The organism is Streptomyces sp. NPDC038135, assembly GCF_055601245.1.
In genome coordinates this window covers 50,166-69,639 of record NZ_JBVJXS010000012.1, presented here as the reverse complement: position 1 = coordinate 69,639, position 19,474 = coordinate 50,166, and the positions used below count along the sequence as shown (strand labels likewise).

The 19,474-nt window shown below is 74.0% G+C and carries 18 protein-coding genes; 11 read left to right on the top strand and 7 right to left on the bottom strand.

The window, feature by feature from the left end; translation table 11 throughout:
- Window positions 1–97 precede the first annotated feature (97 nt).
- Both ACZ7JA_RS30905 and ACZ7JA_RS30900 read right to left on the bottom strand, forming a co-directional pair.
- Entirely contained in the window at window positions 98–904 is an 807-nt protein-coding gene (locus ACZ7JA_RS30905) for an inositol monophosphatase family protein (RefSeq protein WP_470811637.1), read from the bottom strand.
- 68 nt (window positions 905–972) lie between these two features.
- The gene (locus tag ACZ7JA_RS30900) at window positions 973–2,133 is read right to left on the bottom strand and encodes an FAD-dependent monooxygenase (protein ID WP_470811635.1); all 1,161 of its coding nucleotides are present in this window, start codon (window positions 2,131–2,133) and stop codon (window positions 973–975) included.
- A gap of 292 nt (window positions 2,134–2,425) precedes the next feature.
- Between ACZ7JA_RS30900 and ACZ7JA_RS30895 the strand changes: the two genes are divergently transcribed.
- From ACZ7JA_RS30895 to ACZ7JA_RS30885, 3 genes are all read left to right on the top strand, one after another.
- Window positions 2,426–2,854: a PaaI family thioesterase gene (locus ACZ7JA_RS30895; protein WP_389298074.1), complete on the top strand. Its 429-nt coding sequence runs from the start codon at window positions 2,426–2,428 to the stop codon at window positions 2,852–2,854.
- Window positions 2,855–3,027: 173 nt separating this feature from the next.
- Window positions 3,028–4,245 (top strand): chitinase, encoded by a 1,218-nt coding sequence (locus ACZ7JA_RS30890; RefSeq protein ID WP_404028937.1) that lies wholly within the window; start codon window positions 3,028–3,030, stop codon window positions 4,243–4,245.
- A 149-nt stretch (window positions 4,246–4,394) separates the two neighbouring features.
- The gene (locus tag ACZ7JA_RS30885; protein ID WP_351666267.1) at window positions 4,395–4,850 is read left to right on the top strand and encodes a hypothetical protein; all 456 of its coding nucleotides are present in this window, start codon (window positions 4,395–4,397) and stop codon (window positions 4,848–4,850) included.
- Between the two features lie 87 nt (window positions 4,851–4,937).
- Here the strand turns inward: ACZ7JA_RS30885 and ACZ7JA_RS30880 are convergent, their stop codons facing one another.
- A complete protein-coding gene (locus tag ACZ7JA_RS30880; protein ID WP_389298072.1) occupies window positions 4,938–8,312 on the bottom strand; it encodes a pyruvate carboxylase in 3,375 nt (1,124 codons plus the stop codon).
- A 330-nt stretch (window positions 8,313–8,642) separates the two neighbouring features.
- Here ACZ7JA_RS30880 and ACZ7JA_RS30875 point away from each other — a divergent pair, with 330 nt between their 5' ends.
- From ACZ7JA_RS30875 to ACZ7JA_RS30845, 7 genes are all read left to right on the top strand, one after another.
- Window positions 8,643–10,265: a sensor histidine kinase gene (locus tag ACZ7JA_RS30875; protein WP_470811632.1), complete on the top strand. Its 1,623-nt coding sequence runs from the start codon at window positions 8,643–8,645 to the stop codon at window positions 10,263–10,265.
- Complete coding sequence (locus tag ACZ7JA_RS30870; protein WP_351666262.1) at window positions 10,262–10,669, top strand: roadblock/LC7 domain-containing protein; 408 nt, start codon at window positions 10,262–10,264, stop codon at window positions 10,667–10,669. The genes ACZ7JA_RS30875 and ACZ7JA_RS30870 overlap by 4 nt, the downstream gene beginning before the upstream one ends.
- The gene (locus tag ACZ7JA_RS30865) at window positions 10,666–11,013 is read left to right on the top strand and encodes a DUF742 domain-containing protein (protein ID WP_351666261.1); all 348 of its coding nucleotides are present in this window, start codon (window positions 10,666–10,668) and stop codon (window positions 11,011–11,013) included. Before ACZ7JA_RS30870 ends, ACZ7JA_RS30865 begins: the two co-directional genes overlap by 4 nt.
- Window positions 11,014–11,026: 13 nt before the next feature.
- On the top strand, window positions 11,027–11,620 hold the full coding sequence (locus ACZ7JA_RS30860) for a GTP-binding protein (RefSeq protein WP_351666487.1): 594 nt from the start codon (window positions 11,027–11,029) through the stop codon (window positions 11,618–11,620).
- Window positions 11,617–12,828 carry a cytochrome P450 gene (locus tag ACZ7JA_RS30855; protein ID WP_351666260.1) on the top strand — a complete coding sequence of 404 codons (1,212 nt, stop codon included), beginning with the start codon at window positions 11,617–11,619 and terminating at the stop codon, window positions 12,826–12,828. Before ACZ7JA_RS30860 ends, ACZ7JA_RS30855 begins: the two co-directional genes overlap by 4 nt.
- Before the next feature lie 100 nt (window positions 12,829–12,928).
- Window positions 12,929–14,155: a cytochrome P450 family protein gene (locus ACZ7JA_RS30850; RefSeq protein ID WP_351666259.1), complete on the top strand. Its 1,227-nt coding sequence runs from the start codon at window positions 12,929–12,931 to the stop codon at window positions 14,153–14,155.
- A 203-nt stretch (window positions 14,156–14,358) separates the two neighbouring features.
- Window positions 14,359–15,348 (top strand): aldo/keto reductase, encoded by a 990-nt coding sequence (locus ACZ7JA_RS30845; RefSeq protein ID WP_351666258.1) that lies wholly within the window; start codon window positions 14,359–14,361, stop codon window positions 15,346–15,348.
- 310 nt (window positions 15,349–15,658) lie between these two features.
- Here ACZ7JA_RS30845 and ACZ7JA_RS30840 read toward each other — a convergent pair whose 3' ends face one another.
- Entirely contained in the window at window positions 15,659–16,039 is a 381-nt protein-coding gene (locus ACZ7JA_RS30840; RefSeq protein WP_470811629.1) for a DUF6343 family protein, read from the bottom strand.
- A gap of 409 nt (window positions 16,040–16,448) precedes the next feature.
- Between ACZ7JA_RS30840 and ACZ7JA_RS30835 the strand changes: the two genes are divergently transcribed.
- Entirely contained in the window at window positions 16,449–17,711 is a 1,263-nt protein-coding gene (locus ACZ7JA_RS30835) for an MFS transporter (RefSeq protein WP_470811869.1), read from the top strand.
- 19 nt (window positions 17,712–17,730) lie between these two features.
- On the opposite strand, the gene ACZ7JA_RS30830 is transcribed toward ACZ7JA_RS30835, so the two are convergent.
- From ACZ7JA_RS30830 to ACZ7JA_RS30820, 3 genes are read right to left on the bottom strand one after another with little or no spacing between them, the layout of a single operon-like run.
- On the bottom strand, window positions 17,731–18,471 hold the full coding sequence (locus tag ACZ7JA_RS30830; RefSeq protein WP_470811627.1) for a metallophosphoesterase family protein: 741 nt from the start codon (window positions 18,469–18,471) through the stop codon (window positions 17,731–17,733).
- Window positions 18,468–18,755 (bottom strand): BON domain-containing protein, encoded by a 288-nt coding sequence (locus ACZ7JA_RS30825; RefSeq protein ID WP_389298057.1) that lies wholly within the window; start codon window positions 18,753–18,755, stop codon window positions 18,468–18,470. Before ACZ7JA_RS30825 ends, ACZ7JA_RS30830 begins: the two co-directional genes overlap by 4 nt.
- On the bottom strand, window positions 18,752–19,438 hold the full coding sequence (locus tag ACZ7JA_RS30820) for a nucleotidyltransferase family protein (RefSeq protein ID WP_470811625.1): 687 nt from the start codon (window positions 19,436–19,438) through the stop codon (window positions 18,752–18,754). Before ACZ7JA_RS30820 ends, ACZ7JA_RS30825 begins: the two co-directional genes overlap by 4 nt.
- Window positions 19,439–19,474 lie beyond the last annotated feature (36 nt).

Sequence of the window (19,474 nt, the reverse complement as noted above, 5' to 3'; positions counted from 1 at the left end):
CATGTTTTGATTTAAGTGGTGAGCCAAGCGGGCGGCAAGCCTTCGGAAGTCAAAACCTGAAATGCGCGCGACCTGGCGTGCCCCTGCGCCAACTCCGCTACCGTGTCTGGTTCTTGACCATCTCCAGCAGCGCGGCGTGGGTCTCGGCGTCGGCGGCCGCGATCAGTCCGCCGGCGCCGGTGTGCAGGGGCTGGCCGTGGATGCCGGTCACCGTGCAGCCGGCGGCCCGGCACAGCGCGATTCCGGCGGCGAAGTGCACGCTGTCGCTCAGGTCTCCGTCGGTGACGTACGCGGCCCTGCGGCCGGCCGCGACCCAGGCCACCGCGAGGGTGGTGGAGACCACCCGGGGCCGGAACCGCCGGCCGAAGCCGGGGTCGGCGAGCAGCCGGGCCGCCTGGAAGTCCGGCGCGTTGGGGAACGGCGGGTCGAGGTTGACGTCCACCAGCCGGGACCCGCCCGAGGGCGTCAACTCCTCGTCCACGCCGTCGCGGTGGACCAGGGCGCGGTTTCCGTCGGTCCAGAACACCTCGCCCCCGAACGGGTCGGCCGTCGCGGCCGCGGTGACGACGCCGTCCTCCCGCAGGGCCACGTTCACCCCCACCAGCATGTTCCGCACGGCGTAGTTGAGGCTTCCGCACAGCGGGTCGACCAGCCAGCGCCGCCGGGCGTCCGCGGCGCCGCTGCTGCCGCTCTCCTCGCCTGTGACCGCGTCGCCGGGCCGGGCGGCGCGCAGGAGTCCGAGGATGGTCTCCTCGGCCGCCAGGTCCGCCGCCGTCGCGAAGTCACCGGCCGCCTTCTCGAAGCGGTCCAGGCGCCCGCCGTGCATCTCGCGGACCACGGCGGCTCCCGCCCGGGCCGCCGTACGGGCGAGGCGGGCGTCCGACGCCGGGTCGATCATCTCCATGCGGGCAGGATAGCCCGCGTCACCGGTCGCCCAATTTCCCCTTCAGCCAGCCCAGTTGGCTCTCTCCCTCAGCGATCGGCGAGCGGGGTCTCCCAGTCCAGCAGGCGGTTCAGCGCGTCGTCCTCGCGCGGTGCGCCCGGAGCCGCGGCGGCGCCGCGCGCCGGGTCGTGGGTGCCGCGCGAGATGGCGCCGCTGACGGTGATGTTGTGCTCGGCGCGGGGGCGGCGGTGGCGCTCGTACACGGTGAAGGCGGTCCGCGGGTCCGGCAGGTCGCGCAGGGCCTTGGCGAGGACGACGGCGTCCTCCAGGGCCATGGCGGCGCCCTGCCCGGTGGCCGGCGAGGCCGCGTGCGCCGCGTCGCCGAGGAGCAGGATCCGGCCCGCCCGCCAGGGGGTGCCCAGCGGCATCTCGGTGGCGTCGGTGGCCATGAGGCTCTCCCCGCAGGCCGCGACGATGTCCCCGGCGGGCGTGGCGTCCTCACGCAGCAGCGGGAGCAGTTCGCCCCGCAGACCCGCGGGCGTGGCGTCCGGCGCGTCACCGGCGGGCCGGGGGTCGCCGGAGACGCGGGCGAACCAGTACGTCTCCCCCGCCGGCGCGACCGCGTACCCGAACGCGGCCGCACTGCCGCGCACCATGGTGATGACGCCGGTCTCCCCCGGCGCGGGCGCCGCGTCCGTGTAGCCGTAGTACACCCGCTGGCCCGCGTACCGGGGCCGGACGGCGGGCGCCACGGCCAGCCGGCGCACGGCCGAGTTCAGGCCGTCGGCGCCGATCAGCAGGTCTCCGGCGGCGCTGGTGCCGTCGGAGAAGCGCGCGGTCACGCCGTCGCCGTCCTGGTCCACGGACACCAGCCGGGCCCCGTGGCGCAGGGAGACGCCGCGACGTGCCGCCTCGGCCTGCAGGGCCGCGTTCAGCTCGCCGCGGCGCAGGCAGCGGTAACGCAGCGCGGGGTCGCCGGCGCCGGCGAGCGGTGCGCGCGCCGCCTCGCCGCCCGCGCTGTCGAGCAGGCGCAGGGAAGTCAGCGGAAAACCGATGGCGGTGACGGCGTCCGTGGCGTCGATCTGGGCCAGGGCGCGCATGCCGCCGGTGGCGAGGGTCAGGAAGGCGCCGATGTCCTCGGCGGTGCCGGGGTGCGCCTCGAAGACGGCGACGTCGTGTCCGGCCTTGTCCAGGCCCAGCGCGGCCGCCGTGCCCGCGACGCCGCCGCCGATCACCAGAATGCGTGCCATCGGTACCGCCCACCGTTCCGTTCGTGTGTCCCGACCCGTGGCAGAGCTACGCCGTGGACGGCGGACGGGCAAACCGGCACGGCCGCATTCGGTCGTCCCCCTCCGGGGGGGAAGGGCGTCGGGGCGGGGGCCGCGGGTGCGGCGCCCCGGGCGGTCCTTCGGCGGCCGCGTCCGGGCGGCCGCGCGCCGGCTGGCGCGATGACGACCATGGTCCGGGCCCGTGCCGGACAGCGCTGGCACACTGCCTGACCGACGTGCGGAGCAGCACGGCGTCCACGAGAGGCGGTACCCCATGTCCCTGTCCGAGCCGGCCGTCCCCCGGCCCGCCGATCTGCTGGCCGCCATGCCGTTCGCGGCCGGCCTGGGCATCGAGCTGCACGAGGCCACCGCCGAGCGCACGGCAGGCAGCCTCGCCTGGTCCCCGGAGGTCTGCACGGCGGGCGGCGCGCTGCACGGCGGGGCGCTCATGGCGCTGGCGGACAGCGTCGGCGCCGTGTGCGCCTACCTGAACCTGCCGGCGGGGGCCACCGGCACCTCGACCGTGGAGTCCAAGACCAACTTCCTGCGGGCGGTCACCTCCGGGGAGGTCCACGCGACGGCCCGCCCGCTGCACGTCGGCGGCACCCTGCTGGTGGTGCAGACGGATCTGCGGGACGACCGGGACCGGCTGGTCGGCCAGACCACGCAGACGCAGATCGTGCTGCGGAAGAGCGCGGACTGAGCCCGGCACCGCCCCGGGCCTCGAGCACCCGACGTCCCGGGTAAAGAGATCGCATGGTCTAGTCCAAAGACCTCTTTGGACTAGACCAACTCATTGACGTGACCGCAACAGCTCCCGGAGGCTGGGGCGACTCCCCGCTGGGCAACCCCACCCCCACCCCCTGGAGGCACGCAGTGAGACCTCTTCGCGCATGTCTGGGTGCGGCGGCCGCCGTCGGACTGGCCGCCGCGGGCACCACCGCACTCGTCACCACCAGCGCCTCGGGCGCCACCACCGCGCTGAGCGACCGGTGGTACGCCGCCGCCCCCTATCTGATGCCGCTGGACAACGACCCGCCGGACGCGGCCGCCATCATGGACGCCACCGGCCTCAAGGCGTTCCAGCTGGCCTTCGTCCTCGCCCCGAACGGCGGCGGCTGCTCCCCCACCTGGGGCGGCACCTCCCCCGTCTCCTCCGACACCGCCGTCCAGTCGGTGATCTCCGGCATCCGCGCCAAGGGCGGCGACGTCTCGGTCTCCATCGGCGGCTACGGCGGCACCAAGCTCGGCCAGACGTGCGCGGACCCGGCCGCCACGGCCGCGGCCTACCAGCAGGTCATCACGAAGTACGGCCTGCACGCCATCGACTTCGACCTGGAGGAGCCGGAGTACGAGAACAGCGCCGCGATCAGGAACGAGATCGGCGCGGCGAAGATCCTCCAGCAGAACAACCCCGGCCTGTACGTCTCCGTGACCACCGCGGGCACCGCGGACGGCACCGGCTGGTTCGGCAAGCAGATGCTGCTGGAGGCCAAGTCGCAGGGGTTCACCCCGAACAACTTCTCCATCATGCCGTTCGACGGCGGTTTCAACGGGGCGGCGAGCCAGACCACGGCGCTGGCCGGCTTCAACTCGATCCTGCAGTCGACCTTCGGCTGGGACCAGGCGACCGCCTACGCCCACGAGGGCTTCTCCGGCATGAACGGCCGCAGCGACACGGGCGAGTACTTCACACAGGCCGACTTCCAGACCGTGCTGGACTACGCCACCGCTCACCACATGGACCGCTTCACGTTCTGGTCCCTGAACCGCGACCGCCAGTGCACCCCGGCCGACAACGGCGGCCGTACGTCGGGGACTTGCTCGAGCGTGGCGCAGGGTTCCTGGGACTTCGCCAAGTACTCGGTGAAGTTCGCGGGCGTCACCCCGCCCACCACGACCCCCACCCCCACGCCGACCCCGACGCCGACCCCGGGCGTCTCCTGCAAGGCCGCCTGGAGCTCGGCGGCGGTGTACACCAAGGACAACGAGGTCTCGTACGGCAAGCACAACTGGAAGGCCAAGTGGTGGACCCAGAACGAGGTGCCCGGCGCCTCGGAGTGGGGCCCCTGGCAGGACGAGGGCGCCTGCTGATCCGCTTGACGTGTTCGGCGCAAACACGGGGCCGAACGGTTGTCCGTACCGCGGACACGCGGCGCGACCTGCGCGATTGGTACATCCGGGCGTACGGTCGTAGCGTCGATGTGCACGCGGTCGGACACGGAACGGCAGTGGGAGCGGCCATGCGCGGATCATTGGTGGGAACGGCAGTCACGCTCGCGGCGGGAGCCATGCTCACGGCGGCCATGACGACGGCCTCCGCGACTCCGCCGGGCACGTCGGCCCCGCAGGCCCGGCGCTCGCAACCGGTGCTGGTCGACTGCTCCTTCCAGCGCACCGTCCGCCCGGCCGACTACATCCTGGCCTGCGGCGACGGCAACAGCCGTCTGGCGGGCCTCAACTGGACCAAGTGGGGCTCCCGGGCGGCCATGGCCGAGGGACTGAACGCGGTCAACGACTGCAAGCCGTACTGCGCGGCGGGCAAGTTCCACTCGTACCGGGTGACGGTGCGGCTGGACAGCCCGGCCCCGTGGAAGAAGCACCCGGGCGTCCAGCGCTTCACCCGGATCACGCTCACCTACGAGGGCGCCCGGCCCGAAGGCTTCGACCAGGTCGTGAGCTACCCGCTCCCGGGCTGACGGACGACTCCCGGCCGGCGCCGAGCCGGACCCTTCACGCCCGCTCTCCGCGGCCGGGCCTCCGGCCGCGGAGAGCGGGCGCTGTCGTCAGGCGATCTCCACCAGCAGGTCGCCGCCCTCCACCTGCTGGATCCGGTTGATGGCCAGCCGGGACACCCGGCCCGCCTTCGGCGCGGTGATCGTGGCCTCCATCTTCATGGCCTCGATGGTGGCCACGGTGGCGCCGGCCGCCACCTCGTCGCCCTCGGTCACCGCGAGTGTCACCACGCCGGCGAACGGCGCCGCCACGTGCCCCGGGTTGCCCCGGTCCGCCTTCTCCGTCACCGGGACGTCCGAGGCCGCCGCCCGGTCCCGCACCTGGATGGGCCGGATCTGGCCGTTGAGCGAGGACATCACGGTGCGCATGCCGCGCTCGTCGGCCTCGCCGACCGCCTGCAGCTCGATCAGCAGCCGGACACCGGGTTCCAGGTCGACGGCGTACTCCTTGGCCGGGCGCAGGCCGTAGAAGAAGGCCTTGCTGTCCAGCACGCTGGTGTCGCCGAAGCTCTGGCGGTGCGTGTCGAACTCGCGGGTCGGGCCGGGGAACAGCAGCCGGTTGAGGGTCGCGCGGCGGTCCTTGGCCAGCCCGTCGCGGTCCTCGGCGGACAGCTCGGGGGCGGGCCTGGCCTCCGTCCGGCCCTGCAGGGCCTTGGTGCGGAACGGCTCGGGCCAGCCGCCGGGCGGGGTGCCCAGCTCGCCGCGCAGGAAGCCGATCACCGAGTCCGGGATGTCGAACCGGTCCGGGGTCGCCTCGAAGTCCTCCGGCGAGACCCCGGCGCCCACCAGGTGCAGCGCGAGATCGCCGACCACCTTGGAGGACGGCGTCACCTTGACCAGCCGGCCGAGGATCCGGTCGGCGGCGGCGTACATCGCCTCGATGTCCTCGAAGCGGTCGCCGAGCCCGAGGGCGACGGCCTGGGTGCGCAGGTTGGAGAGCTGCCCGCCGGGGATCTCGTGGTGGTAGACCCGCCCGGTCGGGGAGGCGAGACCCGCCTCGAACGGGGCGTAGATCTTGCGCACGCCCTCCCAGTACGGCTCCAGGTCGCCCACGGCGCCCAGGTCGAGGCCGGTGGGCCGCTCGGAGTGGTCGGTGGCGGCGACGAGCGCCGACAGCGAGGGCTGCGAGGTGGTGCCGGCCATCGAGGCCACCGCTCCGTCGACCGCGTCGGCGCCCGCCTGGATCGCGGCGAGGTAGGTGGCGAGCTGGCCGCCCGCCGTGTCGTGCGTGTGCAGGTGCACGGGCAGGTCGAACTCGCGGCGCAGCGCGGTGACGAGCTTCGCGGCGGCCGGTGCGCGCAGCAGCCCGGCCATGTCCTTGATCGCCAGGACGTGCGCGCCGGCCTCGACGATCTGCTCGGCGAGCCGCAGGTAGTAGTCGAGCGTGTAGAGCCGCTCCGAGGGATCGTTGAGGTCGGCGGTGTAGCAGAGGGCGACCTCGGCGATCGCGGTGCCGGTCTCGCGCACCGCCTCGATGGCGGGCCGCATCTGGCCGACGTCGTTCAGGGCGTCGAAGATGCGGAAGATGTCGATGCCGGTGGCGGCGGCCTCCTGCACGAAGGCGTCGGTCACCTCGGTCGGGTACGGGGTGTAGCCGACGGTGTTGCGGCCGCGCAGCAGCATCTGCAGGCAGATGTTGGGCACCGCCTCGCGCAGGGCGGCCAGCCGCTCCCAGGGGTCCTCGGCCAGGAAGCGCAGCGCGACGTCGTACGTGGCGCCGCCCCAGCACTCCAGGGACAGCAGTTGCGGCAGCGTGCGGGCGACCACCGGGGCGACGGCGAGGAGGTCCTTGGTGCGCACCCGGGTGGCCAGCAGCGACTGGTGGGCGTCGCGGAAGGTGGTGTCGGTGACCCCGATGGTCGGCGACTCGCGCAGCTGCCGGGCGAAGCCCTCGGGGCCGAGTTCCACCAGCCGCTGCCGGGAGCCGGCCGCGGGCTCACCGGCCGGGAGCGAGGGCAGCTTGGCGACCGGGTCGAGCAGTTCGGGCCGCTCGCCGTGCGGCTTGTTGACGGTGACGTCGGCGAGGTAGGTGAGCAGTTTGGTGCCGCGGTCGGCGGAGTGCCGGGAGGTGAGCAGGTACGGGCGCTGCTCGATGAAGGAGGTGGTGATCCGGCCCGCCTGGAAGTCGGGGTCGTCCAGGACCGCCTGCAGGAACGGGATGTTGGTGGCGACACCGCGGATGCGGAACTCGGCCACGGCACGCCGGGCGCGGCCCACGGCGGCCTGGAAGTCCCGGCCCCGGCAGGTGAGTTTGACCAGCATCGAGTCGAAGTGGGCGCTGATCTCCGTGCCCGCGTGGGTGGTTCCGCCGTCCAGGCGGATGCCGGAGCCGCCCGGGGAGCGGTAGGCGCTGATCCGGCCGGTGTCCGGGCGGAAGCCGTTGGCCGGGTCCTCGGTGGTGATGCGGCACTGCAGGGCGGCGCCGCGCAGGGTGACGGTGTCCTGGGAGAGGCCGAGGTCGGCGAGGGTCTGGCCGGAGGCGATGCGCAGCTGGGCCTGGACCAGGTCGACGTCGGTGACCTCCTCGGTGACCGTGTGCTCGACCTGGATGCGCGGGTTCATCTCGATGAAGACGTGGTTGCCGTCGGGGTCGAGCAGGAACTCCACGGTGCCCGCGTTGCGGTAGCCGATCTCGCGGGCGAAGCGCACCGCGTCGGCGCAGATCCGGTCCCGCAGCGCGGGGTCGAGGTTGGGTGCGGGCGCCAGTTCGATGACCTTCTGGTGCCGGCGCTGGAGCGAGCAGTCGCGCTCGAAGAGGTGGATGACGTTGCCCTCGCCGTCGGCGAGGATCTGCACCTCGATGTGGCGCGGGTCGACGACGGCCTTCTCCAGGAAGACGGTCGGGTCGCCGAACGCGGACGCGGCCTCGCGGGAGGCGGCCTCGATGGACTCGCGCAACTGGGCGGGGTCCTCCACCCGGCGCATGCCCCGCCCGCCGCCGCCGGCGACCGCCTTGACGAAGACCGGGAAGCCGATCTCCTCGGCGGCCCGCACCAGTTCGTCCACGTCTTGGGAGGGCGCGGAAGAACCGAGCACGGGTACGCCGGCGGCCCGCGCGGCGGCGACCGCGCGAGCCTTGTTGCCGGTCAGTTCGAGCGTCCGCGCGTCCGGGCCGACGAAGGTGATGCCCGCCTCCTCGCAGGCGCGGGCCAGTTCCGGGTTCTCGGACAGGAATCCGTAGCCGGGGTAGACGGCGTCGGCGCCCGCCCGGCGGGCGGCGGCCACGATCTCCTCGACCGAGAGGTAGGCCCGCACGGGGTGCCCCGGTTCACCGATCTCGTACGCCTCGTCGGCTTTCAGCCGGTGCAGCGAGTTGCGGTCCTCGTGCGGGAACACGGCGACCGTGCGCGCGCCGAGTTCGTAGCCCGCCCGGAACGCGCGGATCGCGATCTCTCCACGGTTGGCGACCAGCACCTTGCGGAACATCCTGGATTCCCTTCAGCTGCCTGGCGGCGACAAACACCATGGTGTCAGCCATCCCTGCCGTACGTCGCGGCAACATTAGGGGGTGCCAAATCGTCTCGACGTGCGAGAACCGTCACACGGGCGGGGTGGGCGGCGCCACAGACGGCACCGGCCGCTGCTCCAGGCCGGTGACCGTCCGGCACCTGGAACGAGCACGGACTCTTTCCTTTTCGATCACGAACTCTCGTATAGTGACCGGCAGTTCACCCCCCGAGTGTCTTTTTCCGACCGCCCGGGACGTCTCCGCCTGCCCTCCTTCGCCCCTCTCTGCCGCGAGGATCACCCGGACCGATGACCCCGCTCACGCATCCCGGCCACCGTTCCCCGTCCCGCACGTTCGTCGTCGCCCTCGCCGCGACCGCCGCCCTGTCGGCACTCGTCGTCTGGGGGGCGGTGGCGACGGCGCCCGGCCCGGTGCGCGCCCCGCTGGCCTGGGGCGCCGGCGCGGCGGCGGTGGTGCTCAGCGCCGCGGTCGCCACGGCCGCGCACGCCCTGCGCGCCGCGCGCGGCGGCAGGCGCCGGCTGGAGAGCCTGAACCAGGACATGGGACGGCTGCTGCAGCAGCAGGCCCACGCCGCCGAAGAGGCCCGCCAGGAGCAGCAGCGGCTCATCGACGACCTCGCGCAGCTGCGCACGGAGCTGACCGAGTCGTTCGCGGCCGAACGGGAGCGGCTCCGGGCGGCGGCCGATCGCGAGGCGGAGCGGCTGCGCGCGGAGAACGCCGGCCTGGCCGACGAGCTGGAACGCGCCCGGCGGGAGCGCGGCGCCGCGGTGTCCGCGACCGCCAACGCGGCCGCCCGGATGCAGGCCCTGGCCACGGCCACGCTCGCCGACCTGCGCGCGATGGAGGACCGGCACACCGACGAGGAGGTGCTCGCCGACCTGCTGCACCTCGATCACCGCACGGCCCAGGCCGGGCGGCTCGCGGACTCCATCGCCGTCCTGACCGGGGCGCGCACCGGCCGTCGGTGGGCACGGCCCATCGGCATGGAGTCCATCCTGCGCGGGGCGATGGGCCGGATCGCCGGATACCGGCGGGTGCGGGTGCACTCGGTCAGCGGAAGCGCGGTCGCCGGGCACGCCGCCGAGGGCGTGATGCACGCGCTGGCCGAACTCCTCGACAACGCCGCGAACTTCTCGCCGCCGACCGCCGAGGTCCACGTCTACGTGGAGGAGGTGCCGGCCGGGGTCATCGTGTCCGTGGAGGACAGCGGCCTGGTCATGGGCGAGGTGCAGCTGCGCCGGGCCGAACGGGCGGTCTCCGGTGACGTCACGGAACTGGGCGGTCTGACCGGCACCCGGCTCGGGCTCGCCGTGGTCGGCCGGCTGGCCCGCAAGCACGGTCTGAAGGTGTCGTTCCGCCCCTCGGCGCGCGGCGGCACCGGCGTGCTGATGCTCGTCCCGCAGGACATCCTCGCCGGCCCCGCCCCGGCGGCGCCGGCGCCGGCACCCCGCCCGGAGCCGGTCGAGGCCCCGCCGGCTCCGGCTCCCGCGGACACCGACGTCGTCCACGACACCTCGCCGTCCGCCGCGGAGGGCCCGGCGGGACTGCCGAAGCGCCGCCGGGGCCGTACCCTCGCCGCCGCCGAACGCTCCCGGCCGGCGCCCCGCACGGAGGGCGCCCGGACCCCGTCCGGCGCCGAGCAGGGCGGCGGCCCCCGACCGGCCGGCGCCGACGAGGGCAAGGCCCGCGCCGCCCGCTTCGGCAGCTTCCGCCAGGCGGTCCGCTCCGCGCCGGAGGCCCGGCCGCGCACCGGTCCGGCCCAGGACGCCGGCCGGGATGGCGCCGACGCCCATGTCACGGCGCCGGACGAGGGCGCGCCCGGCGGCCACCCGGCCGGACACGAAGCCCAGCCCCCCGGCACCTGCCAACCGCACCCGCACACGCACCTGGAAGGCGACACCACGTCATGACCGGCCCGACCACCGCCGACGACAAGCTCACCTGGCTCCTGGAGGGCCTGCTGGAGCGGACCCCGGGCGCCCTGCACGCGCTCGTGCTCTCCCGCGACGGACTGAAGCTGTGCCGTACCCCTGAGCTGTCCGTCGACCAGGCCGACCAGCTCGCCGCCATCGCGGCCGGCATCCAGTCCCTCTCGCACGGGGCGTCCGTCGAGTTCGGCGACGGCAGCGGCGGAGTCCGCTCGGCGATGGCGGAGTTCTACGGCGGCGTGCTGTTCATCGTGGAGGCCGGCGCGGGCGCCCATCTGGCCGTGGTCACCACGGAGGAGGCGGACGCCGGACTCGTCGGACACACCATGAGCGAGCTGGTGGAACAGCTCGGTGAGCACCTGACCGCGCCGCCGCGCGCGTCATGAGCCGGCCGGGCAGGGACGACGCCCCCGACCGCCTGTACACCATCACGCAGGGCCGCAGCCGGTCCGGACCGGACACCCCCTTCGACCTGGTCACCCTCGTGGTCGCCGAGTCCGACCCGGCGGCCGGCATGCAGTCGGAGCACGTGGCCATCCTCGAGCTGACCCGGTCGCCCGCCTCGGTGGTGGAGATCGCAGCCGAACTGCGGCTGCCGGTGAGCATCACCAAGGTGCTGCTGTGCGACCTGCTCGCGGCGGGCCGCGTCAGCGCCCGTCATCCGCGCAGGCCGGCCCCGACCGACCCCGACATCCTGGAGCAGGTGCTCGTTGGACTACGCAACCTCTGACGCGCGCACCCCGTTGGGTGCCTCCGCCGACAACGGTCTGAAGATCGTGGTCGTGGGCGGCTTCGGCGTCGGCAAGACCACCCTGGTCCGCTCCGTCAGCGAGATCCGTCCCCTCAACACCGAGGAGACGATGACCCAGGCCGGCGCCGGCGTCGACGACATCCGTCAGGTGCGCGGCAAGTCCGCCACCACGGTCGCCTTCGACTTCGGCCGGATCACCCTGGACGCGCGCAACGTGCTGTACCTGTTCGGCGCGCCGGGCCAGGAGCGCTTCTGGTTCCTGTGGGACCGGCTGTTCTCGGGCACGCTCGGCGCGGTGGTGCTGGTCGACACCCGGCGCATCGACGACTCCTGGTACGCCATCGACCGCCTGGAGCACCACGGCACCCCGTTCATCGTGGCCTGCAACGACTTCGGCGGCGCCGTACGCGCGGGCGAGGACGTCCGCGAGGCGCTCGACCTGGATCCGCGGGTGCCGCTCATCGACTGCGACGCCCGCTCCCGCGAGTCGGGCAAGCACACGCTGATCACGCTGGTGGAGCACGTGAAGAACCGGTACGCCGACCCGTCCGCGCGCGCGGGCTCGCCCCGACAGGAGTTCGTGTGACGACCCCCGACGCCGTCCCGCTCGACGGGCCCGGGTTCCGGACCGACCCCGCCCGGCTGTACCGCGAGATGCGGCGCGACCACGGCGCGGTGGTGCCCGTGCTGCTCCACGGCGGCATACCGGCCTGGCTGGTGCTGGGCTACCGCGAGCTGCACCAGGTCACCGGCGATCCGGTGCTCTTCAGCCGGGACTCGGACCTGTGGAACCAGTGGGAGAACATCCCCGCGGACTGGCCGCTGCGGCCGATGATCGGGCACAGGCAGCCGTCGATCCTGTACACGGTCGGCGAGCGGCACCGGCAGCGCGCGGCCATGATCGGCAACGCGCTGGAGGCGGTCGACCCCTTCGAACTGCGCCGGCACGCCGAGCGGTTCGCGGACGAGCTGATCGACGCGCTGTGCGCGGCCGGCGAGGCCGACCTGATCGCGCAGTACGCGATGCTCCTGCCGGTGCGGGTGCTCGCCCGGCTCTACGGCTTCCCGGACGAGGACGGCCCGGGCCTGGTCACCGCGCTCAACGACATGATCGACGGCCGGGAGCGGGCGCTGGCCGGGCAGTCCCATCTCGCCGGTTCCATGGAGCGCCTGATCGCCGAACGGCGGAAGGAGCCCGCCGACGACGTGGTCTCCCGGATGCTCGCCGACGGCAGCGGCTTCACCGACGAGGAGATCGCCCAGGACCTGATGGTGATGACGGCGGCCGGGCACCAGCCGACCGCCGACTGGATCGGCAACTCGCTGCGGCTGATGCTCACCGACGACCGGTTCGCCGCCTCCCTGTTCGGCGGGCGGCACAGCGTCGCCGAGGCCATGAACGAGGTGCTGTGGGAGGACACTCCCACGCAGAACGTGGCCGGCCGCTGGGCCACCCGTGACACCCGCCTCGGCGGCCGTTCCGTCCGGGCCGGCGACATGGTGCTGCTGGGGCTGCAGGGCGCCAACTCCGATCCGCAGGTGCGCACCGACGCCTCGGCGCTGACCGGCGGCAACAGCGCGCACTTCTCCTTCGGCCACGGCGAGCACTCCTGCCCGTTCCCCGCGCAGGAGATCGCCGAGGTCATCGCCCGGACCGGCATCGAGGTCGTCCTGGACCGGCTGCCGGACATCGATCTGGCGGTGCCCGCCGAGTCCCTCGCCCGCCGGCCCTCGCCCTGGCTCAGGGGGCTGAACCGGCTGCCCGTCCGCTTCACCCCCGTACTAGCCCGCTGATCACCGCGCCGCCCCGGCCGGGCCGTTCGCCGACCGGGGGCCCGGGGCCGCCCCGGACAGGCGCCGTACCCCTGACCCCGCCCCTGGGAGGCACGTCACGATGAGCACCGGTACCGAAGCACCGCGGATCGCCCTCGACCCCTTCGTCTCCGACCTGGACGGTGAGAGCGCGGCCCTGCGCGCGGCCGGCCCGCTCGCCGCCGTGGAGCTCCCGGGAGGTGTCCCGGTGTGGGCCGTCACCCACCACGCGGAGGCCAAGGCACTGCTCACCGACCCGCGTCTGGTGAAGGACATCGAGGTGTGGGGCGCGTGGCGGCGCGGCGAGATACCCGCCGACTGGCCGCTGATCGGCCTGGCCAACCCGGGCCGCTCCATGCTCACCGTGGACGGCGCCGACCACCGCCGGCTGCGCACGCTGGTCGCGCAGGCGCTCACCCCGCGCCGGGTGGAGAAGATGCGCGAGCGCATCGGGAAACTCACCCAGGACCTGCTGGACGCGCTGCCCGCGGACGGTTCGACGGTGGACTTGAAGGCGGCCTTCGCCTACCCGCTGCCCATGTACGTCGTCGCGGACCTCATGGGCCTGCCGGAAGCGCGGCTGCCGCGGCTGAAGGTGCTGTTCGAGAAGTTCTTCTCCACTCAGACCCCGCCCGCGGAGGTCGTGGCGACCCTCACCGAGCTGGCCGAGATCATGGCCGAGACGGTCGCGGCCAAGCGGGCCGAGCCGGGGGACGACCTGACCAGCGCGCTGGTCCTCGCCTCCGAGGACGGCGACCGGCTCACCGACCAGGAGATCGTCTCCACGCTCCAGCTCATGGTGGCGGCGGGCCACGAGACCACGATCTCCCTGATCGTCAACGCCGTCGTCGCCCTCTCCACGCACCCCGAGCAGCGTGCCCTGGTGCTGTCCGGCGAGGCGGACTGGTCGGCGGTGGTCGAGGAGACGCTGCGCTGGTCCACCCCCACCTCGCACGTGCTGATCCGGTTCGCGACCGAGGACGTGCAGGTCGGCGACCGGGTGATCCCGGCCGGCGACGCGCTGATCGTGTCGTACGGGGCGATCGGCCGCGACGAGAAGGCGCACGGCCCGGACGCCGGGGAGTTCGACGTCACCCGCGAGACGAGGAACCGGCACATCTCCTTCGGGCACGGCCCGCACGTGTGCCCGGGCGCGGCGCTGTCCCGGCTGGAGGCGGGGGTGGCGCTGCCCGCGCTGTACGCCCGCTTCCCCGGCCTGGAGCTCGCGGTCCCGGCGGCCGAGCTGCGCAACAAGCCGGTCGTCACGCAGAACGACCTGTTCGAGCTGCCGGTCCGGCTGGGCGTCTGACACCGGACGGCGCTTGCGTTCGAGCGCACTTCAGGTCGTAGCGTCGTGGACGGCCCACCGAGCGGGACCGGGCCGCCCGCTGTCCCCCCACGGGATGCCGGGCGGCCCGATTCGTCGCTGAATGGTGGGTGGCTCTCTCCGTCCGTGCGCCGTGACGGCGGTGCGGACGACCGACCGAAGTGTGCGAAAGGCTGGGACAGCACATGCGACAGCGCAGTCTGCGGGATCTCCAGGTATCGGCCATCGGCCTCGGCTGCATGGGAATGTCCGCCTTCTACGGCACCGCCGACCAGGCCGAGGGCATCGCGACCATCCGCCGCGCCCTCGAACTGGGCGTCGACTTCCTGGACACCGCCCAGATGTACGGGCCGCTGACCAACGAGTCACTGGTCGGCGAGGCGATCAGGGGACACCGCGACGAGTACGTGATCGCCACGAAGTTCAACTACCGGATGGACGACGCGGTGCCGGGCGACATGAGCTCGGTGGGCCGCCAGGACGGCTCCGCCGAGCATGTGCGCAGCTCGGTGCACGGCTCGCTGGAGCGCCTCGGCACCGACCACATCGACCTCTACTACCAGCACCGGGTCGATCCGCAGGTGCCGATCGAGGAGACCGTGGGCGCCCTGGCGGAGCTGGTCGCCGAGGGCAAGGTGCGGTACATCGGGCTGAGCGAGGCGAGCGCGGAGACCATCCGGCGGGCGAACGCCGTCCACCCGGTCACCGCCGTGCAGAGCGAGTACTCGCTGTGGACCAGGGACGTGGAGGCCGAGGTGCTGCCGGCCTGCCGTGAGCTGGGCATCGGCTTCGTGCCGTACTCGCCGCTCGGCCGCGGCTTCCTCGCCGGCCGGTTCTCCTCCCCCGACGAGCTGGACGCCGACGACTACCGTCGCAGCAGCCCGCGGTTCACCGACGCCCACCTCGAGGCGAACCTGCGGCTGGCGGCGAAGGTCAAGGAGATCGCCGCGGAGAAGGACGTGACCCCGGCCCAGCTCGCGATCGCCTGGGTGCTGGCCCAGGGCGAGGACCTGGTCCCGATCCCGGGCACCAAGCGCCGCACCTACCTGGAGCAGAACGCGGCCGCGGTGGACATCGAGCTGAGCAAGGAGGACCTCGCCCGCATCGACGCCGAGCTGCCCCAGGCGTCGGGTGAGCGCTACGACGAGGCGGGGATGCGGGCGGTCAACCGCTGAGGCGGCCCGGCAGCCCGCCGGGTCCTCCCATCGGGCGCGGGGGCCTCGCGCCTGGCTCCGGGGCCCCTGGTCAGGCGCCGGGGCCTCTCGCCTCGCTCCGGTGGGTTCCTGGTAAGGCGCCGGGGTCTCTCGCGGGGCGCCGGGACCTCTCGCCTCGCTCCGGGGCCCTGGTCAGGCGCCGGGACCTCTCGTCTCGCTCCGGGGCCCTGGTCAGGCGCCGGGACCTCTCGCCTCGCTCCGGGGCCCCTGGTCAGGCGCCGGGGCCTCTCGCGGGGCACCGGGACCTCTCGCCTCGCTCCGGGGCCCCTGGTCAGGCGCCGGGGCCTCTCGCGGGGCACCGGGACCTCTCGTCGGGTTCCCGGCGCAGGCGGCGGGTCACGACGGCGAGGTCCAGCGCCGCCGCGAGCGCGAGCACCCCGCAGATCACGGCGAGGACGGTCAGCGGGGCGCTGCCGGGGCTGTCGCCCGGGCCCGTGCGCGCGGCCCAGACCGCGAGGACGGCGGTGGCCGCGGCGAAGAGCGGCAGGAAGACCGCGGAGAGCAGCCGCCGCAGCCGCAGGGGGCTGCGGGCGGTGACCGGTTCGGTGCCGGTGCGGGACGGGCCGCGGCCGGGCGTGTCGAGGCCCGAGCGGGTGTCCGGCGCCGCCGCGCGCGCGGGACGGCCCTCCCCGGCCTGGTCGTGGTCACGCATGTCGCACCTCCAGCGGCAGGACCGCGTGGTCCGGCCGCCTTCCGCGTAGCCCGCGCGGGGCCGGGCAAACGCGCGCCGCGCGGGGGCGTCACGGGGGCCTGTGAGCAAGCCCACCCGGGGTTCAAGTACGAGACGGATGACCGGATTTGGGGCTCTCCGTGCCGCGTCGGGAAGCGGGGCGGCGGCGCCTCGCCCGTACCGTCTGCCACCATGGTCGGCGCCCTCCCGACCGGGCGGACCAGCCGTGCAGCGCAGCCGGTTCAGCCGTTCCGCCGGTCGCTCTCCCGACTCCCCCGGATGTCGAGTAATCGCTTTGTCCACTGCCCCTGCCGTGCCCACGCCCGGAACCACCTCCGCCGCGCGCCCGAGCGCCTCGCGTTCGCCGTGGCGGTCGCTGCGTCACCGCGGCATGCGCTGGTGGTCGGTCGCGAACCTCGTGTCCAACGCCGGCACCTGGATGCAGCTCACCGTGCAGAACCTGCTGGTGCTGCAGATCACCGGGTCCGCCGCGGCGACCGGTCTGTCGATGTCGGTACAGGCGGCGCCCGCGCTGTTCGTGAGCATGCTGGGCGGCGCGGCCGTGGACCGCTGGCCACGGAAGCTGACGGTCGCCGTCAGCCAGGCCCTGCTCGGCGCGATCGCCTTCACCACCGCCCTGCTCGTGGCGCTGGACCGGATCGACATGACGTCCCTGCTGGTGCTCGCCGGGGTGACCGGTGTCATCGCCACGGTCGACGGACCGGCCTGCGCGCTGCTCGGCAACGATCTCGTGCCGGTGGAGGACGTGCCCTCCGCGATCGGGGTGGGCGCCCTCGTGCACAGCGCCGGCCGGCTGGCGGGCACGGGGCTGGCCGGCGTGACCGTCGGCTTCCTCGGCACCGGCGCCGCGTACGCCGCCAACGGGCTGTCGTTCCTGTTCGTCGCGGCGGTCGTGCCGTTCCTGCGCCCCGCGCCCGGGGCGGTCCGGGAGGCGGCGGCCGCCGGGCGCGCCGTACCGGACCGGGTCGTACCGGACAAGGCCGAGATGGGCATCAGGCAGGGCCTGGCCTTCTTCGTCCGCCGGCCCCGGCTGGTCGCGCTCGCCGCCGTCACCGGTCTCAGCTCGGTCTTCGGCCGCAACTACGGGCTCACCCTCGCCGTCCTCGTCACCGGGCCGCTCGCGGGCGGCGCGGGGGCGTTCGGCACGGTGTCCACGGTGCTGGCCGTCGGCGGCATCCTCGGCGCGGTCCTCGGCGCGCGACTGCGCAGCCCTTCGGTGCGCACCGTGGGGGCGCTCGCTGCGGCCGGCGGGCTGCTCCAGGTCGCGGCGGGCCTCTCGCCGTCCCTGGCCGTCCTGCTGGTGCTGGTGCTCCCGATGGCCGTGGTGGAGTCGGTCTCCGACACCGCCGGCACGGCGGTTCTGCAGACCGACCCGCCCGCCCACATGCGGGGCCGGGTGCTCGGCGTGTGGAGCAGCATCGGCACCGTCTGGGGCCTGGGCGGGCCGCCCGCCCTGGGCCTGCTGATGGAGTGGGCGGGGGCGCGCGGCGCCCTGGTCGCGGGCGGGCTGCTGATCGCCGGTGCGATCTGCGCGGGCCTGCTGCGCCGCGGGGTCGCCCTGCCCACCGCGCTGAAGCTGCCCGCGAAGGACGGCGACGTGGCGGGCCGCGAGGCCCTGGGCACGGCCGCCTGAGCCCGCGAACCAGCGCCGGTCAGGCCGTCGCCGGTTCGCGCCCGGGCAGGTTGTAGACGTGGAAGGCCTGGCCGATCACCGGCTGGGCCACGTTGCGGACCCGGACGCCCCCGCTGGTCATCCCGTGCTCGGTGCCCGCGTGGGCGTGCCCGTGCACGGCCAGGTCGGGGCAGGCGGTGTCGATCGCCTCGGCGAGGAGGTAGCTGCCGAGGAACGGGTAGATCTCCAGCGGCTCCCCGGCCAGGGTGTCCGGCACCGGTGAGAAGTGGGTCAGGGCGATCCGTACGTCGCAGTTCCACTCGTCGAGCTGCTTCAGGGCGGTGAGCAGTCCGTCGGCGCTGCGGCGGCTGTAGCGGACGAACTCCTTCATGACCGGCTCGCCGAACTCCCCGGCGCAGCGTCCCACGAACCCGCCGCCGAAGCCCTTGGTCCCGGCCACCCCGATGCGCGCCCCGTCGCTGGTGACGACGGCGGCCTCGCCCTCGAGGACGTGCGCGCCGGCGTCCCGGAGGATCGCGCCGACCTCCTCCGGGTGGTCGTCGTGGTGGTCGTGGTTGCCGAGCACGGCGACGACGGGGACGGCGAGGTCCTTGATCTCCCGGGCGACGACCCGCGCCTCCTCGGGCGTGCCGTGCCGGGTGAGGTCCCCGGCGAGGAGCAGGACGTCGGCGCAGTCCGGCAGGGTCTCGAAGGCGGGGCGCAGCGTGCCCTGGCTGCCCGATCCCATGTGGATGTCCCCCACGGCGGCGACGCGGATCATGTGAGGTCCTCCCCGTGATCGGGCGAGGAGGTCCCGGCGACGAGGATGTCGCAGTGCACGGGGTGCCCCGCCAGCACCTCGCGGGCCATGCCGAGGATCTCGTCCCGGCACTCGGTGGAGGGCACGGTGCCCGTCAGCAGCACGGAGTCACCGTGCGGGACCAGCCGTACGCCCAGCTCGCCGTGCGGTCCGGCCGCGATCCGTTCGGCCAGGTGGGCGACGCGGTAGTCCAGGTTCTCGGCGGCCGGCTGGTCCGGCGGCCGCTGTGCGTCTCGGTCGGTCATGGCTGCCCCTTCGGGGGTGCGATCACGTTCAGCCGTTCGAGCAGGTAGAGGAAGGCGGCGGGCATCGGCTGGTCCCCGCAGGTCTGCCGCACCTCGTCCCAGTCGACCTTCTCGCGCACGGCCCGGGCCACCGGGAGAACCGCCCCGAAGTCGCAGTAGTGTTCCGAGAAGGCGCTGATCAGGCTGCGGATCAGATCGGTCGGGGACAGGACCGGCATGAGCACGGAGTCGACCGGCAGGCACGTGGCCCGGGCGAGCATGTCCTCGGTGACGGGCTCGTGCGCGAGCTGGAAGATGATGTCGATGTCCTGGCCGCGGCAGGCCGTCTTCAGCAGCCAGTCCTCCGGCGGGGTGCGGACCGGGAGACCGGCCTCGCGCAGGGTCGCGGCCACCGCCTCGGAGTCCTCGGGCAGCACGGCGAAGTCGGCGTCGTGCTGGAGGTCGCGGCTTCCGCCGTGGGCGTAGACCGCCACGCTGCCCGCGAGGGCGAAGGGGTGTCCCTGCTTCTTCAGCAGGGCGCCGATCTGCTTGGCGGCCTCCAGGATCGCCTGGCTGCGGTCGTGCGGCAGGGGCTCCGTGACCGGTGCGGCCGGCACCGGCGGCAGTGGTCCCTCGCCGGCGAGGCGGAGGCCCGGTACCTCCGGCCGGCGGGCGGGGGTGGTTCCCTCCCCGTTCTGCGTCATGGTCTCTCCATTCGCGGCGCGACCTGCGCTCCCGGC